The organism is Roseibium sp. MMSF_3247 (assembly GCF_030733765.1).
GTDB lineage: Bacteria > Pseudomonadota > Alphaproteobacteria > Rhizobiales > Stappiaceae > Roseibium.
The window spans coordinates 695,934-711,291 of sequence record NZ_JASHII010000001.1 but is presented as its reverse complement, the minus strand read 5'-3'; the positions used below and the strand labels follow the sequence as shown (position 1 = coordinate 711,291).

Genomic DNA, 15,358 nt, shown 5'->3' with positions numbered 1-15,358 from the left:
CGCCAATTTCACGGGGCAAAAGGGAATCACGCAATTGGCCGATACTTCATCCAACGTCGCTGAGTTTTCCGTTTCGGAAATCTCGTTTTCCATCAAACGCACGATGGAAGACGCATTTGGCTATGTGCGGGTGCGCGGCGAGTTGGGACGGATTTCGCGACCGGGATCGGGCCACATTTACCTGGATCTCAAAGATGACCGTGCAGTTCTGTCCGGTGTTATCTGGCGCGGCGTTGCGTCCAAACTGAAGATCCAGCCAGAACAAGGTCTGGAGGTGATCGCGACGGGCAAGATCACAACGTTCCCGGGCCAATCCAAATACCAGATGGTCATCGACGCACTGGAACCGGCAGGCGCCGGCGCGCTGATGGCGTTGCTTGAAGAGCGCAAGAAGAAGCTTGCCGCCGAGGGCCTCTTTGCCGACGAACGCAAACGCCCACTGCCATCATTACCAAATGTAATCGGCGTTGTGACATCCCCCACCGGGGCGGTGATCCGCGATATCCTGCACCGCATCTCCGACCGGTTTCCGGTCCATGTCCTAGTCTGGCCCGTCCGCGTTCAGGGCGAAACAAGCGGTGCGGAAGTCGCCAACGGCATCCGGGGCTTTAACGCCTTGCAACCTGGCGGGATGTTTCCACGCCCGGACCTCGTCATTGTAGCCCGCGGTGGTGGCAGCATCGAGGACCTTTGGGGTTTTAATGAAGAAGCCGTTGTCAGGGCAGCAGCGGAAAGCCAGATCCCCCTGATTTCGGCCGTTGGCCACGAGACCGACTGGACATTGATCGATCTTGCTGCAGATCTCAGAGCCCCGACACCGACCGGGGCTGCCGAGATTGCGGTTCCGGTCAAGGCCGAGCTCATGTCCATGGTCGATGACCGGGCGCGACGACTGTCGACCGGCTTGCAGAGGTTTGTCGGGTCGCGGCGAACGGAGCTGCGCGCCGCAAGTGCTGCCCTCCCCGCCCCGCGAGATTTGCTGGCTTTGCCTAGGCAACGGTTCGACACGGCGGCCAACAGCTTGGAACGCGGCCTGATCGTCAACACCAAGCATCACCGCTCTACCTACCAGAACGCTTCGGCGCGCTTGTCCCCCTTCGTGCTCACGCGGCTCAGCACAAAGGCGCGGCAAGATCTTTCGGTTGCTGGGGATAGGCAGCAGCGGGCCCTATCTGTCGGGATTTCGCAAAAACGCCAGGCATTTGACGCCGTTGTTGCCCGATTGACACCGTCCCGACTGTCTCAGCAAACCGCCCTATCCAAGGAACGTGTGACCGGCCTCGGCGACCGGCTTGACCGGGCTTACCTGACCCGGCTTAAGGACAGTACAGCCAAGCTGGACGGGCTGCAGAAACTCTTAAAGTCTCTCTCCTACAAAGATGTGCTCGCACGCGGCTATGCCGTGGTGCGCGATGCAGACGGTCAACCGGTCCGATCCGCTTCCGCGGTTGAGACTGGTGCAGCGCTGTCTGTTGAACTGGCCGACGGTACACTTGATGCTGTTGCCATGAGCGGCGGCTCAGCGCCGAAAAAACCCAAAACCTCCGCGCCCAAAAAAGCAGCTTCACAAAAACCCGCCGCTGGCCAAGGCAATTTGTTTTAGGACTGTTTTACGCAGCCTGCTCTACCCTCTGATCATGCCGATTGCGAAACCGCTCAATTTGAAAACTATTTTATCCATTCCTTTTCTGAACACTTAATTCGCCGCCCCTAGACTGCCGCTTCAAGAAAAGAGCTCAATGAAAGGACCGCACCGGCGGAGACCACACCGGGGCGTCCTTACATGAAAGTCTCACCGGTTAAATGACGGGTTTTAGGCAATGCGCGTAACGTCTAACGACTTGCAAAAGCAGTTGGAACAGCAAAACAAGGCTCGGGGCCTGTCGCTGCCGCAGGTTGCCTCAACAACATTCACGGCTCCTGCTTACACTGCCGCGACACGAGAAACCAAACCCAGCAAAACGTCTGGCCTTCGGTCTGCAATGTGTTTCGTAGGTGGAACCTTGTTCGGCTTCCGCGGCCGGGTCTCCCGTCTCGACTACTGGATTATCGGATCGGCCTACACGGTCACATCCATCATTGGCTACATTGCTTTTGCCCAAGCCGCAGGCTCTTTCAATTGGGGAGACATTGCTTCTGCCAGCCATGACGTCGGTTTTGTGGTCCGGTTCCTGACGTTCTGTTTCGTCATGATGATGCTGCGCTTCTCTCTCGAAGCGCGCCGGTTTCAAGACCGTGGTGTGACAGGGTATTGGTACTTCGGTTATCTCGTTCCGTTTCTGAACATCTATTTGCTTTTGGCCAACAGCCTGATGCCGGGAACCAAGGGCGCAAACCGCTACGATCTTTAACGATATTTGCGCGCTGAATTAAGCAGGGCCAGCTCTTTGCCTACACCGGATACTCTTCGCAAAACTCGACACTAGCCAACTTATCCATTCAATTTGGCAGCAGCCTTAACACTACTTTTAAGGGTTTTTATTATTGTCTATACTTATAATTGATTGAAGGCAGTTTTATGAATAACAGAAAAGAGTTTGGTAGACGCGGTATTGATGAAACGCGAACGAAGCGAAACCCGGTCTACATTGGCGCACAGCACTACCCAGCGCCCGCAAAATCTGAACAGTCATCGAGTTTTCAGGACGATAATGACGTTTCCATCGGGACAATACTTCTGAACAGTGTTGCATTCATTTTTTCATTTGAAGGTCGGCTTGGCAGAGCAATGTATTGGTACTTGCATACCATTCACATATTAATACTAATTTTTTTCGTTGCTTTGATGTTCTCAAACGAACATCTCAAGGACTACACGTTTCTGGAGTTTTTCTCGGAATATTTTTGGCTGATGCCATTCGTATTTTTGAATTCACTCTTTAGCTGGTCCGTAACCGTACGTAGAATGCACGATCGTGGTGTGTCTGGATACTGGGTGTTCAGCTGGTTTATTCCTATTGCAGGTTCGATAATCCTGTTGGTGCAAACCTTTAAAAACATGTTTTTTGCCGGAACCCAGGGGCGCAACAAATACGGAATTTAAAAAACCGCCGGAAATCCGGCGGCTTTCTTTTTATGTGAAGTCAACCTCAGATCTACCCCATCAACGATGGCAGCCAGGTGATGATCGACGGGAAGGCGAGCAAGCCGGCAATCGTCAGAACGTCTGCGATGAAGAACGGGATACAGCCGCGGAAGACCTCCTGAACCGGGATGTCCGGGCGCACGCCTGACACCACGAAACAGTTGAGCCCAATGGGGGGCGTGATCAGACAGAGCTCCGCCATCTTCACCACCAAAATTCCGAACCAGATCGCACATGCTTCGCCCGACATGCCAAATGTACTGTCGGCTGCAGAAACACCCTCGCCGCCATTTAGCGCCATCACCGCAGGATAGACTACCGGCAGGGTCAGGATCAGCATGCCGATCGCATCCATGAACATGCCCAGCACGGCATAGGCCAGCAGAATGCAGATCATGATCAGCCACGGAGAGAACTCCAGGGCGACGATGAAATCCCGGAACGCTTCCGGCAAGCCGGCAAAGCCCAGAAAGCGGACATAGACCAGAACGCCCCAGATCAGGGTGAAGATCATGACCGTCAGCTTGGCTGTCTCATGAAGCGCCTGACCGAGTTGCTGGAACTTCATGCCCCTTGCAAATGCGACCATCAGAACCACGAAGGCGCCGAGTGAGCCGGCCTCTGTTGGCGTGGCCAGCCCGAAGAAGAACGAGCAGAAGATAATCCCGATGACCGCCACAATTGGCAGCGTGCCCGGGATGCTCTCAAACCGCTGTTTCCAGGTGAACCCCTTGATTGCCGGAGCATCGCCGCGCCAGGCGGACACCCCAACAATGATCGCCACATAGATCAGTGCGGAAAACACGCCCGGCAAAAAGCCTGCGATCAAGAGTTTGCCGACAGACTGCTCCACCAGGATCGCGTAGATGACCAGGATTGCTGATGGCGGGATCAGAGATGCCAGCGTACCGCCTGCTGCCACAACAGCGGCGGACAGTCTTGGCGAGTATCCCTCTTTGAGCATCTCCGGGATCGCAACGCGGGCAAAGACTGCAGCCGTTGCCACAGATGCACCGGATACGGCTGCAAAGCCTGCCGTAGAGAAGACCGTGCCAACGGCCATACCGCCCGGCATCCAGCCAAGCCAGCGCTTGGCAGCCTCAAACAGCTGTTTCGTAAAGCCTGCATAAAAGGCGAGGAAGCCGATTAGAATGAAGGTCGGCAAAACCGAGAGGGCATAGGTGACGGATTTGGAATGCGGGATCGTTCCCGCCATTTTGAGTGCAACAAAGAAGCCGCGCTCAAATCCCATCTTCAGCGAGAAATGTAGAATAAGGCCAACCAGCCCTACGAAGGCAGCGGCGAAAGCCACCCGGACACCCATGATGACCAGGACCAGCAAGACGCCGGTCATCAGGAGACCTACTTCAAACGGTGTCATTTGGTGTCTCCTGCAACAGCGTCGTCGCCAAAGGCTTCTTCGATTTCATGTTGGGCGACCTTTTCAACGTCCTCGATGACAGGGACGGCAACCGGCTCACGGTCCGGATTGCGGACCAGGCGGGCATATCCATAGATTTGCATGAGGAGGCGCAAGAACAGCAGGCTCAACGCAACGGGAATAACAAGTTTCGATGGCCAGGTTGGCAACCGGATGTCCATGGTGCTGTCACCAATCGACCAGGACCGGTCGAAGTGGAACCAGGACCCCCAGATTAACAGGGCGACCGTAAAGGCGATCACGATCACGCCGATCATTTCGCAGATGTAAAGTGTTCTGCCGCGCAGTTTTCCGAGTACGATTTCCATCCGGATGTGACCACCAACTCTTTGGCAATATGCCACACCGGCAAAGGCAAAAATCGCCATGGCCTGTTCGGTGATGTCGATAAAACCCGGAATCGGCGTGTTGAAGAACAACCGGCCCAAGACCTGGGCAACAGCCAAAAACATCAGTGACAAAATGGAGAAGGCAGCGATCATGTTGAATCCGTTTTCAACGTGACCAAGCCATCCATCGAACCGGATATATGTTGTGGGACGGTCGGTGTCTGAACCGCCCGATTGAGGAGAAGTGTTCATGAAATCAGCCCTGTGGAAAGTCTCTCCGGCAGTTGGTGCCGGAGAGACATCTTCGAGTTCAAGTTAGGCTGACGTTATTCAGCGATGGTCTTTTTGACCATGTCGAGCAACTCTTGAGCCGGCAAACCGTTGGCGGTTTGCTCTTCAATCCAAGCAGCGTGGATCGGACCGGCCTTTTCGGCAAATGCCGACAGTTCCTCATCTGAGAATTCAACCTGCTGAATGCCCAGTTTGTCCAGCTCCGGCCACCACTTGTCGTAAACCTTGGCGTAGGTAGCCAGGTAATGGTCGAGGGCCGGATCGACGGAAGAGTCGAGGGCGGCCTTGAAGTCATCCGGAAGCGCTGCGTAGGCGTCTGTATTGACAACGATCGGGCAATGAACGGTGCCCGGGTTCAGGTTCTTGGTCCACCAATCGGCCACTTCAACGACCCGGAAAGACAGGTGCGCATGTGGTGCAAAGCCAGCGGCCTGCACTGTGCCGGAGTCAATCGCCTGATAGGTTTCAGATGCGGTCACGGATGTAGGAACAGCGCCAGCTGCTTCCATCAATTTGCCAAGACCACCGAGAGCGCGCACACGCATGCCATCGAAATCGGAAACAGAAGCCGGTGCATCCCCTTTACCAGCAAAGTTGTACTGCGGCATTGGAGACGGCATCAGCAACTTGGCGTTCCAGCGGCCGAGATCCTGCTGGACTGCCGGATGCTCATAAAGCGCCTTGGAAACCTTTACTTCGGTCTCAAGATCAGAAACGCCCAAGAACGGCAGTTCCAAAACGGTCAATGTCGGGTTTTTGTCGGCGTGGTAGGATGCGCAGAACTGAGCCATCTCGAAAGCGCCGAAGGAGATACCATCGAGGTTCTCACGGGACTTGGACAGCGCGCCACCATAGTGCAAGACGATTTCAAACTTGCCGTCGGTCTTTTGAGCGACCTGCTCAGCAAGCTTCTCGACATGCTCGGTGAACGCCCGGCGCTTGCCCCAAAGGGACACGTTCCAAGTGACATCGGCAGCGAAAGTTTCAGTTGCGAAAATAAGGGCAAGGGCGCCCGCGGATACCGCGGTCGCGGCTTTGAGTGACGTGAGCATGAAATCCTCCCAGATTATTGGCTCAATCTCTTGACCACCCGGCCAGCAATGAGGGGCTGACCAAGTCAGAGCCTAATAAGCATGACCCGTGCCAGCTTCAATTGACAACCAAAAACTGGGCAAACTGGCGGCTTTTTCGGGCATAGCGCAAAACTACCGCAGTGCACCTAGGCGAGATCTTGCCGATGCTCATATTGCGTCGGCGATTTTTCGCCGATTGCCGAGTTTCAGGCGGCTCCCGTTTCCGGGTCGCTCGCTTGATCCCGGCTCAATCCGAGGCGTGCCATCTTCTCGTTGAGCGTCCGGCGAGGCACGTTCAGCTCGCGCATGACATCGGCAACCTTACCACCATGACGCCTCAAGGCTCCTTCGATCAAAGACCGTTCGTAAGCGTCCATAAGATCCTTCAATCCGCCTGCTTCCATCGGCGACACGTCATCGCGCCGGCCAGTGACGAGTGTTTCCAGCGGTTGCGGATTGACCTGCGCGTTCAAAACGAACCGCTCGGCCGCATTGCGCAGTTCACGGACGTTGCCCGGCCATCCGTAGGTTTGCAAAAACGCTTCATCAAGCGCGCTCGGTGTTGGCGCCTCCATGCCGTATTGAACTGCAAACCGGTTGAGAAACGTATCAAACAACAAGATGCTGTCCCGGCCGCGTTCCCGCAAAGGCGGAATGACGAGTTCGATTGCATTCAACCGGAATAATAGATCTTCTCGCAACCGGCCGGAAGCCACCGCTTCGCGCGGATCAACATTAGCCGCGCTCACCAGCCGGATATCGACGTCAACGGGCCGGTGGCCTCCAATCCGGTCAACTTTACGCTCTTGCAGCACCCGAAGCAGTTTTGCCTGGAGCGGCAGCGGCATGGATACAATTTCATCCAGAAACAATACACCGGAGTTCGCGGCCTCGATCCGGCCGATCCGTTGCCGGTCTGCACCTGTAAACGCCCCGGCTTCGTGGCCAAAGAGTTCGGCTTCGACCATGGTCTCCGGCAACGCGGCCGCGTTGATCGCCATGAACGGAGCGTCCTTGCGGGCGCTGTAATCATGCAGCGCCTGAGCGATCACTTCTTTTCCCGTCCCGGTTTCACCGGTGATCAGAACCGCAGCATCGGTTTGCGCAAAATGCAGGATCTGTTGCCGCAGCGCTTGCATGGCCGGGCTGTTACCGATCAGCCGGCTTTCTAGGCTTGAACTGTCCGCGATCTGGGTCTTCAGCGCCCGGTTCTCCAAAACAAGAGCGCGGCGGTTGCACGCCCTGCGAACCACTTCCGCGATCAGGTCCGGATCGAAAGGCTTTTCGACAAAGTCATACGCACCGGCGCGCATTGCTTCCACGGCCATTGGAACGTCGCCATGGCCGGTGATCAGGATAACCGGCAGATCACCGTCCAGTTCTCCAACTCTGCGCAGCAAGGTCATGCCGTCGTCACCATCCAGCATCACGTCCGTGACGATACAGCCACCAAAATCCGGGCTCAGAACCGCCATGGCCTGGTCAGCTGTTGCCACCTCGATCGTCTCAAAATCGGCAAGCCGGATCCATTGACGAAGCGCTGCGCGCATAGACGGATCGTCGTCAACAATCAGAACCGGGGTGTTCGTGGATTGAGAGGGTTTTGAATTAAGCGTTGTCATTCAGCAACTTCTGCTTCCAGACGGACAAAAGATGCATCCGTCATTTCTGCCGATTTGACAGCCGGCACCGTGAGTTCAAAGGCAGCACCGCGCGGCACGTTGGCGGAGACCGCCAAATCACCGCCGAGGTCTTCTGCAATTCGCATGGAGATGGCCAGACCCAGCCCCATCCCTTCCGCACTTGTTTTGGTTGAGAAAAACGGATCGAAAATACGTTCACGTAGATCCATGGGGATCCCTGGCCCGTTATCGAGCACCCGCACGACAACAGTGTCCCCAGTCTCAACGATATGCAGCCGGACTTCACCACTGTCTTCTGCGGCGGCCGCATCTGCGCCGTTGCGTAACAAGTTGACCAGGATTTGCTCGATCCGCAACGGGGCCGTCTCAACGATCAAGGGCTGGTCCGGTATATCGATTTTCAGAGTAACACCTGTTTCTTCAAACCTGGGACGGACAATTTTTTCCGCCGCCAAAATGCTGTCTCGAAGGTCGACGGTTTCGATCCGGCTCTCGCCCGGACGCGCAAACCTCTTGAGCTCTTGAGTCAGGCTCGCCATTCGCATCTGAAGGGATTCGATCTCCTGCAGGTTTTCTGCAGCCGTGTGGGTATCCCCTTTTTCAAGGAACTTGCGGGTGCCTGCCACAAACATTCTGAGCGCCGCCAGGGGCTGGCTCAGCTCATGAACGACAGCAGCCGACATTTCACCAACCGCTGCGAGACGGCTGGAGCGCGCAAGGCCCCGCTGCGCTTCCAAAAGCGCATGTTCCACACGCCGGCGCTCTTTGATTTCCCCAACCAGCCGCTGGTTCAGTTCCTTCAGATCTGCTGATTCCTGGCGAAGCGCGGCGGACGCCCGGCGCAGCCTTTGCCCGCGCAAGCCAAGCACAATCACCGCATAGAGAAGGCAAAGCGTCAGGGTGATCACCCAAATCGGCAGCAGGCTCTTGTGCGCTTCTGCCTGCGGCACGAGGAAATGCAATTTCCAGCCGAGTAGATCCACATCGGTCGAGTTGTGCCGATAGGCCTGCCCGTCAATGGTCAGCTGGTTTGGCCCGGTTACTGGCGCGTCACTGATCGGGGTCAGCGGTTCATTTGCGTATTTCTGACTGCTGGCAATGGCATCCCGCGTAGCCATTGGAAGCTCGGCCAAAGTCCGATAGCGCCACTCCGGCTGGCTGGATAGAAAAATCACACCGTCGGCATCGGTGGCAAAGACGAGCTCTCCACCTTCCGCCCAGGCGTTTTCAAGCTCGCTGGTATCTACTTTAACGACGGCAACCCCAACCGGATCTCCTTCGACCGGCGTCGGCCGCGCCAGGAACAAACCGGGACGGCCAGTGGTCAAACCAATGGCGAAAAACTGCCCCTCCTCACCTCGCATCGCCGCCGTAAAGTATGGCCGGAACCCATAGTTCCGGCCGACGAGGGAAAGCGGTTTTTGCCAGTTGCTGGCCGCCAACGTCGTCCCGGCAGCGTTCATAACATAAAGAAGGTCTGCACCTGAATTTTCCGCCATTTCTTCCAGAAAACGATTGGCGCTCTCTACCGGCTGACCAAGGCCAATTGCTGCCGTAGCGCGTGGATCCCGAGCAATCATGTAAGGAAGGTAGCGGTATTTCTGGTATTCGCCGATGATGGTTTGTCGGTAGAGCGTCAACCGTTCTGCAGCTATGCGGTCGACGTTATCATCATCCAGTTCCTGGAAGACGTAAGCGAGCACAGCCGCGGCTGCCACCATGAAAACAGGCGGCAGCAAGAGTATGAGCCAACGGGTCGACATGGCTTCTTATTACCGATTTTTTTCCTGGCCGCCAGCACACGCCTATTCCAAACCTGAATTGATAAGGGTCAAAGACGCCAAATTGCGGAGGCATATAGATTTTTCACAAGGCTGGGGCAAAACTGACTGCCAGCCATAGGAGGGTATTATGCCAATTAAAGATATTTTGACGGTCCTGGATTTGGCGGGCGATCAGCCGGCAGCAAAATATGCTTTGGAGTTCGGCCGTGTTCATGATGCACATGTAACTGGCCTCGCGGTTTCGTTTGAACCGGTTGTTCCGGCATTTGCCGCAGCTCCGATGCCCGTCGACTATCTTCAAGCAGCCCATGATCAGGCTATCGCAGCAGCGAAAGACGCCAAAGACCAATTCGACGAATTTGCCCGGCTGGCCGGCGTCAAAAGCGAAAGCCGTTTGGCAGAGATCCTCACAGGCGGACCGCTCGATAATGTTCTGGCGCATTGCCGGCCCACAGACCTTGTGGTGATTGGCCAGAGCAATCCGGACAAACCGGAGCCAATGCGCGAACTTCTGATCGAAACAATCCTTTTCGAAAGCGGCGTCCCGGTTCTGCTGGTGCCTTATATCGGCAGCAAAACTTTTGAGCCGAACAACGTGCTGATTGGCTGGGATGGCAGCTCGACGGCGACGCGGGCCATTCACGCTTCGATCCCGGTGCTTGAAAAGGCCGACAAGGTCACAGTCCTGGTCATCGAGAAGAAGGCAAACTCTGAGGCTGGTCAGCCCGGTGCGGAAGTTGCCAACTATCTCGCCCGCCACAACATGAATGTAACGATCGACGTCGTCTCCAACCCTCAGACAGGCGTTGCGGACACGGTCCTCAATTATGTGACAGACAACAACAACGACCTGGTCGTGATGGGTGGATACGGGCATAGCCGGATGCGTGAGTTCCTGTTCGGCGGCGCAACCCGCGAAATTCTGGAAGCCATGACAGTGCCTGTGCTTATGGCCCACTAACGGCCTGTCGATATGCCGCAATCCCGCACCCAACTTTTTTGGGTGCGGGTATTTTTTTGTCTTAAATCTCCGCTAGTGTTCGATTTGCCTGCTGTTGACCGGGAAAGGATCCCGACGTGACCATCCGCAATCTCGATGGTTTTTTTGCACCGACGTCCATCGCTGTCCTTGGTCCTTGCCGCCATCCCGGCGTTTTGACAGACAAGCTCATCGAATGCCTTCAGGCCATCGAAACCCAACACAAGGTTACACTGGTCGAGATTGATTATTCGGTGCCGTTCAACGGGACCAGCATCCCATCTCTGGCCGATTTGGACCATACGCCCGATCTGGTGATTTATCTCGCCAAGGCTGAACATCTACCCAAGATGATTGAAGAACTCGGAGACCGCGGAACGCGCGCCGTTCTAATCCCCTCACCCGGTTATGAAGACTGGCCGGAGCCAATCATGCAGGCCTGCCGGGAGGCTGCCCGCAAGACCACGCTCCGGTTGATCGGTCCCGGCAGTCTCGGCATTTCCGTCCCGGCAAAGGGACTGAATGCACTGTTGAGTGCCGAAGTGCCCGGCAAGGGCGACATCGCTTTTTTCTCCCGGTCCGGCGCTGTTTTGAACGCGACGTTGTCCTGGGCGAAGACCCACAACACCGGGTTTTCATCAATCGTCTCACTCGGCGCGCGCATCGACGTCGATGTCAGCGACTTGATTGATTATTTCGCACAAGACTATCGGACCCGTGCCATTGTCCTTCATCTGGAAGGCGTCGCAGTTCCGCATAAGTTCATGTCTGCCGCCCGGGCCGCAGCCCGCGGCAAACCAGTCATCGTGCTTCGCTCCGGACGCAGCCGTGATACAGGCGGGACGGGCAGGACGCACGCCGGTCGTCTCGCAAAGTCGGATCTTGTTTATGAAACCGCGTTCCGGAGAGCAGGGCTCCTTCGGGTTTACGACCTTGACGAGATGTTCGAGGCGCTTGAAACGCTGTCTCATGTCCGCGTTCCTCAATGCCGGAACCTTGCTGTCATTGCGAACGGCCGGAGCCTGGCAAACCTTGCGTATGACCGGCTAGACGCCCTCGGCGCTCAATTTGCATCGCTGAGCCCGGAGACGCTTGAACACCTGCAGCCGTTCCTTGGCCCGTCGAACGATCTGGACGATACGTCAGCCGCGCAAGCGTCCGTCATCTTGCGCGAAGCGACAGCCGCCGAAGATCTTACGGAAACGATCACGACCGTCTTGAAAGATAAGAATGTCGATGGTGCGGTCGTCCTGCAGGCTGCAAGTGCGTTCCAGCCCCTCCCCGTCCTGGCAACGGCCGTTGCAGAAGCCGCGACCTTGGACCGGAAACGGCCGGGACGGCGGAAAGCTCTGGTTGCCGGGCTGATCGGCGGCGACAGTGCAACCCGCGAAGTTCTGACAGAAGCCAAGGTCCCGAATTACGCAAGCCCTGCAGAAGCCGCTCGAAGCTTGATGCATCTGGCGCATGATGCCCAGGCTCGGGAATTCCTGATGGCGGCCCCACCGAGTTTGCCGGCCAATTTTACGCCGGATAGCGCACAGGCTCGGGCAATCGTCGAAGCAGCCCTCGCGGAAGACCGCATTTGGCTCACACCGAAGGAAGTCTGCGATATCTTGGCGGCCTATGACATTTCGATCATGGCGACCGATATGGCAGAAAAGCCTGAAGATGTGGGCGCTCTGTCGGAACCGTTTTTCAAAACAGCCAAACACTGCGTCGCGAAACTCATTTCCCCCGACTTACCCTTCAAATCAAAAATCGATGGCGTCCGGCTCGGCCTGGAAAACCCAGCGGCCGTTGAGGACGCGGCGCGCGAATTGATCGCCAAGACGCAGAAAGACTACCCGGACGCCCGCATATCGGGTGTTTCCGTGCACCCCATGCTTGAAGACCGGCACGGGCTCGAGCTTTATCTTGGTCTTGCTGAAACCCCTGAATTCGGCCCGGTGCTTGTGTTTGGTCAAGGGGGCACGGCTATTGAAGAAAGCGAGGACATCGCCTTTGAGCTGCCGCCGCTCGATCTCAAATTGGCCGAAGCGCAAATCGACCGGACCCGGATTTCACGCCTCTTGGACGGCGGCCCGTCCCGTCCCTCACTCGACAAACCAGCTCTGGCAGAAGCTTTGGTCAAACTTTCTCAAATTACGATCGACATTCCGGAAATTCAGGAACTGGACATCAATCCGATGGTGTTGCTGCCGAGCGGATTGATCGCCCTGGACGCTCGTATGACCCTGTGCCACCCGGAGAAAAAACCGGGCCGGACAGGCGGGTCCAGACTAGCGATCGCGCCGTACCCCAAGGAGTGGGAACAAACACTGACCGTGAAAGGCGGACGGCAGATTTTCGTCCGGCCTGTTCGGCCGGAAGATGAAGACATGTTCAAGGCATTCTTTGAGCAGATTTCACCGGAAGATCTTCGCCTGCGTTTCTTTGCTCCGGTTCGGGAATTCAGCCACCGGTTTCTCGCCCGTCTGACACAGCTTGATTACGCCAGGGCCATGGCATTCACCGCCCTTGATCCGGACGACGGATCGCTTCTGGGTGTCGTCCGCCTGCACGCAGATCCCGATCACCAGACCGGCGAATATGCCGTCATGGTCCGCTCAGACCTGAAGGGGTATGGTTTGGGCTGGGCCCTCATGAAACTGATCATCCGGTATGCCAAGGCCGATGGGATTCAGACCATCAAGGGTGAAGTCCTGAAGGAGAATACGTCGATGATCTCCATGTGCCAAGCGCTCGGCTTCAAGATCACGACATCCCTCGACGATCCCGGGATCTCCAACGTGGTGTTGCCCGTCAGCGATCTTCCAGAAGACGACAGCTGACCCCTGGGCGCGCCGGGCGATTCGATAAAATCGCCCGACGTTTTGTTTTTCCGTAAGTGATCTGAGATTACTTCTGCTGAGCTGCGGTCCGGATTTGTGAAAGGCTGGCCGCCGGCGTAATCGCTTCCGGATCCAGCTTCAGATGCAGGATCGCCGGTTTGCCTGAGGCACGCGCCCGCTCAAAGGCCGGACCGAATTCATCCGTAGTTTGCACCGTCTCGCCAAAAGCACCGTAGCAGTGGGCCATCGCAGCGAAATCAGGATTGACCAGCTTGGTGGCGGACGGGCGGCCTGGATAAGTCCGTTCCTGGTGCATGCGGATGGTGCCGTACATGCCGTTGTCGATCACCAACAGGATGATGTTGGCGCCGTCCTGACAGGCGGTTCCAAATTCCTGCATGGTCATCTGCAGGCAGCCGTCGCCGGCAAAACACACGACTTCGCGTTCCGGAAATGTCAGCTTGGCCGCAACGGCTGCAGGCAGGCCATAACCCATCGATCCGGATGTTGGTGCTGCTTGGGTTCCAAACCGGCGAAAGCGGTGAAAGCGATGCAGCCAAGTGGCGTAGTTGCCTGCCCCGTTGGTGCAAATGGCATCTTTGGGAAGATTGTTTTCCAGCCAGTCCATGACACCCGACATTTGCAGATCGCCCGGCGTTTGCGGACGGGCATCGGACCACTCCAGATAATCCTGGTGTGCCTTGGCGGCTGCGCCTGCCCCTTTGAGCTCGGCTGGCGGCTGGAGACCTTCGACCGCCTTGCAGAACCCGGTCGGGCTGGCATTGATGGAAAGATCAGCGCGGTACACCCGGCCAAGCTCTTCCGGATCAGCATGAACATGCACCAGCTGCTGGGTCGGCGACGGGATATCCAGCAAGGTGTAGGACTGGCTCGGCATTTCAGACAAGCGGCCGCCCACCAACAAAATCAGGTCCGAAGACTTCACACGATCCAGCAGTTTCGGATTGATCCCGATGCCAACATCGCCGGCATAGTTCGGGTGAAGATTGTCAAAGAGCATTTGCCGGCGGAAGGAACAGGCCACCGGTAGATCGAAGCGCTCGGCAAACCGGGTGAACGCGGCAACCGCATCTTCGGACCAGCGGCTTCCGCCGAGGATCGCAATCGGGCGTTCCGCTTCCCAGAGACGTTTTTGCAGGTCCGCCATCTGAGACAGTCCCGGGTGCGTTTCGACCTGTTGCCAGGCCGGTGGTTGAACCGCATCGGCGAGTTCAACGAGGGTGTCTTCTGGAAGCGCCAGAACGACAGGTCCCGGACGGCCGGAGGTCGCAACGTGATAAGCGCGGGAGATAAATTCAGGCACACGCGAAGCATGATCGATTTCGGCCACCCACTTGGCGATACCGCCAAACATTTGCCGATAGTCGACTTCCTGAAAAGCTTCTCGTTCGCGCATGCCGCGCTCGATCTGGCCGATGAACAGGATCATCGGTGTGGAGTCCTGGGCTGCCACATGCACACCTGCGGAGGCGTTGGTGGCGCCCGGGCCACGCGTCACCATGCAGATCCCCGGTTTGCCTGTCAGTTTGCCGTGTGCATCCGCCATCATCGCGGCGCCACCTTCCTGACGGCAGACCGTGACCGGGATCGACGCATCATGTAGAGCATCCAGAACGGCAAGGTAGCTTTCGCCGGGTACGCAATAGACCCGCTCCGCGCCGTGGCGCTCAAGAGCGTCCACCAACAATTGGCCACCGGTTTTCTGTGTCATGTTCGTTATCCCGAGCCTGAAAAACTGATGTTCATTCTATAGCGTAACAAAGACGTTCGGGTGAGAGGCAATTATCAGATTAATTGGCAATAAGATCATTCCAATTGGTAAGAAACTTATACCTCATTCGAAACAAAAAGAGCGCCGGAAATGGCGCTCTTTCGTGATTG

General features: G+C 56.6%; 11 protein-coding genes. 5 read left to right on the top strand and 6 right to left on the bottom strand.

The window, feature by feature from the left end; translation table 11 throughout:
* Positions 1 to 34: 34 nt before the first annotated feature.
* From xseA to RBB44_RS03140, 3 genes are all read left to right on the top strand, one after another.
* Complete coding sequence (gene xseA / locus RBB44_RS03150; RefSeq protein ID WP_306149834.1) at positions 35 to 1,603, top strand: exodeoxyribonuclease VII large subunit; 1,569 nt, start codon at positions 35 to 37, stop codon at positions 1,601 to 1,603.
* Between the two features lie 217 nt (positions 1,604 to 1,820).
* The gene (locus RBB44_RS03145; protein ID WP_306149833.1) at positions 1,821 to 2,351 is read left to right on the top strand and encodes a DUF805 domain-containing protein; all 531 of its coding nucleotides are present in this window, start codon (positions 1,821 to 1,823) and stop codon (positions 2,349 to 2,351) included.
* Positions 2,352 to 2,518: 167 nt separating this feature from the next.
* A complete protein-coding gene (locus RBB44_RS03140) occupies positions 2,519 to 3,043 on the top strand; it encodes a DUF805 domain-containing protein (protein WP_306149832.1) in 525 nt (174 codons plus the stop codon).
* A gap of 52 nt (positions 3,044 to 3,095) precedes the next feature.
* Here RBB44_RS03140 and RBB44_RS03135 read toward each other — a convergent pair whose 3' ends face one another.
* The 5 genes from RBB44_RS03135 to RBB44_RS03115 form a co-directional block, all read right to left on the bottom strand.
* Positions 3,096 to 4,466, bottom strand: coding sequence for a TRAP transporter large permease (locus tag RBB44_RS03135; protein ID WP_306149831.1), 1,371 nt, complete (start codon positions 4,464 to 4,466; stop codon positions 3,096 to 3,098).
* Positions 4,463 to 5,107, bottom strand: a complete 645-nt coding sequence (locus RBB44_RS03130) for a TRAP transporter small permease subunit (protein WP_306149830.1) — start codon at positions 5,105 to 5,107, stop codon at positions 4,463 to 4,465. The genes RBB44_RS03135 and RBB44_RS03130 overlap by 4 nt, the downstream gene beginning before the upstream one ends.
* A 74-nt stretch (positions 5,108 to 5,181) precedes the next feature.
* The gene (locus RBB44_RS03125; protein ID WP_133948512.1) at positions 5,182 to 6,198 is read right to left on the bottom strand and encodes a C4-dicarboxylate TRAP transporter substrate-binding protein; all 1,017 of its coding nucleotides are present in this window, start codon (positions 6,196 to 6,198) and stop codon (positions 5,182 to 5,184) included.
* Between the two features lie 227 nt (positions 6,199 to 6,425).
* A complete protein-coding gene (locus RBB44_RS03120) occupies positions 6,426 to 7,841 on the bottom strand; it encodes a sigma-54 dependent transcriptional regulator (protein WP_306149829.1) in 1,416 nt (471 codons plus the stop codon).
* Complete coding sequence (locus RBB44_RS03115) at positions 7,838 to 9,625, bottom strand: ATP-binding protein (RefSeq protein ID WP_306149828.1); 1,788 nt, start codon at positions 9,623 to 9,625, stop codon at positions 7,838 to 7,840. Before RBB44_RS03115 ends, RBB44_RS03120 begins: the two co-directional genes overlap by 4 nt.
* Positions 9,626 to 9,773: 148 nt before the next feature.
* Between RBB44_RS03115 and RBB44_RS03110 the strand changes: the two genes are divergently transcribed.
* Entirely contained in the window at positions 9,774 to 10,607 is an 834-nt protein-coding gene (locus RBB44_RS03110) for a universal stress protein (RefSeq protein WP_306149827.1), read from the top strand.
* A gap of 116 nt (positions 10,608 to 10,723) precedes the next feature.
* Positions 10,724 to 13,456, top strand: a complete 2,733-nt coding sequence (locus RBB44_RS03105; protein ID WP_306149826.1) for a bifunctional acetate--CoA ligase family protein/GNAT family N-acetyltransferase — start codon at positions 10,724 to 10,726, stop codon at positions 13,454 to 13,456.
* 67 nt (positions 13,457 to 13,523) lie between these two features.
* Here the strand turns inward: RBB44_RS03105 and RBB44_RS03100 are convergent, their stop codons facing one another.
* Positions 13,524 to 15,188: a thiamine pyrophosphate-binding protein gene (locus RBB44_RS03100; RefSeq protein WP_306149825.1), complete on the bottom strand. Its 1,665-nt coding sequence runs from the start codon at positions 15,186 to 15,188 to the stop codon at positions 13,524 to 13,526.
* Positions 15,189 to 15,358: the final 170 nt, after the last annotated feature.

Excerpts from the sequence above, each read along its gene's own strand:
- RBB44_RS03145 (WP_306149833.1), top strand. The coding sequence starts at position 1,821 with ATGCGCGTAACGTCTAACGACTTGCAAAAGCAGTTGGAACAGCAAAAC.
- RBB44_RS03140 (WP_306149832.1), top strand. The coding sequence starts at position 2,519 with ATGAATAACAGAAAAGAGTTTGGTAGACGCGGTATTGATGAAACGCGA.
- RBB44_RS03135 (WP_306149831.1), bottom strand. The coding sequence starts at position 4,466 with ATGACACCGTTTGAAGTAGGTCTCCTGATGACCGGCGTCTTGCTGGTC.
- RBB44_RS03130 (WP_306149830.1), bottom strand. The coding sequence starts at position 5,107 with ATGAACACTTCTCCTCAATCGGGCGGTTCAGACACCGACCGTCCCACA.
- RBB44_RS03125 (WP_133948512.1), bottom strand. The coding sequence starts at position 6,198 with ATGCTCACGTCACTCAAAGCCGCGACCGCGGTATCCGCGGGCGCCCTT.
- RBB44_RS03120 (WP_306149829.1), bottom strand. The coding sequence starts at position 7,841 with ATGACAACGCTTAATTCAAAACCCTCTCAATCCACGAACACCCCGGTT.
- RBB44_RS03115 (WP_306149828.1), bottom strand. The coding sequence starts at position 9,625 with ATGTCGACCCGTTGGCTCATACTCTTGCTGCCGCCTGTTTTCATGGTG.
- RBB44_RS03110 (WP_306149827.1), top strand. The coding sequence starts at position 9,774 with ATGCCAATTAAAGATATTTTGACGGTCCTGGATTTGGCGGGCGATCAG.
- RBB44_RS03100 (WP_306149825.1), bottom strand. The coding sequence starts at position 15,188 with ATGACACAGAAAACCGGTGGCCAATTGTTGGTGGACGCTCTTGAGCGC.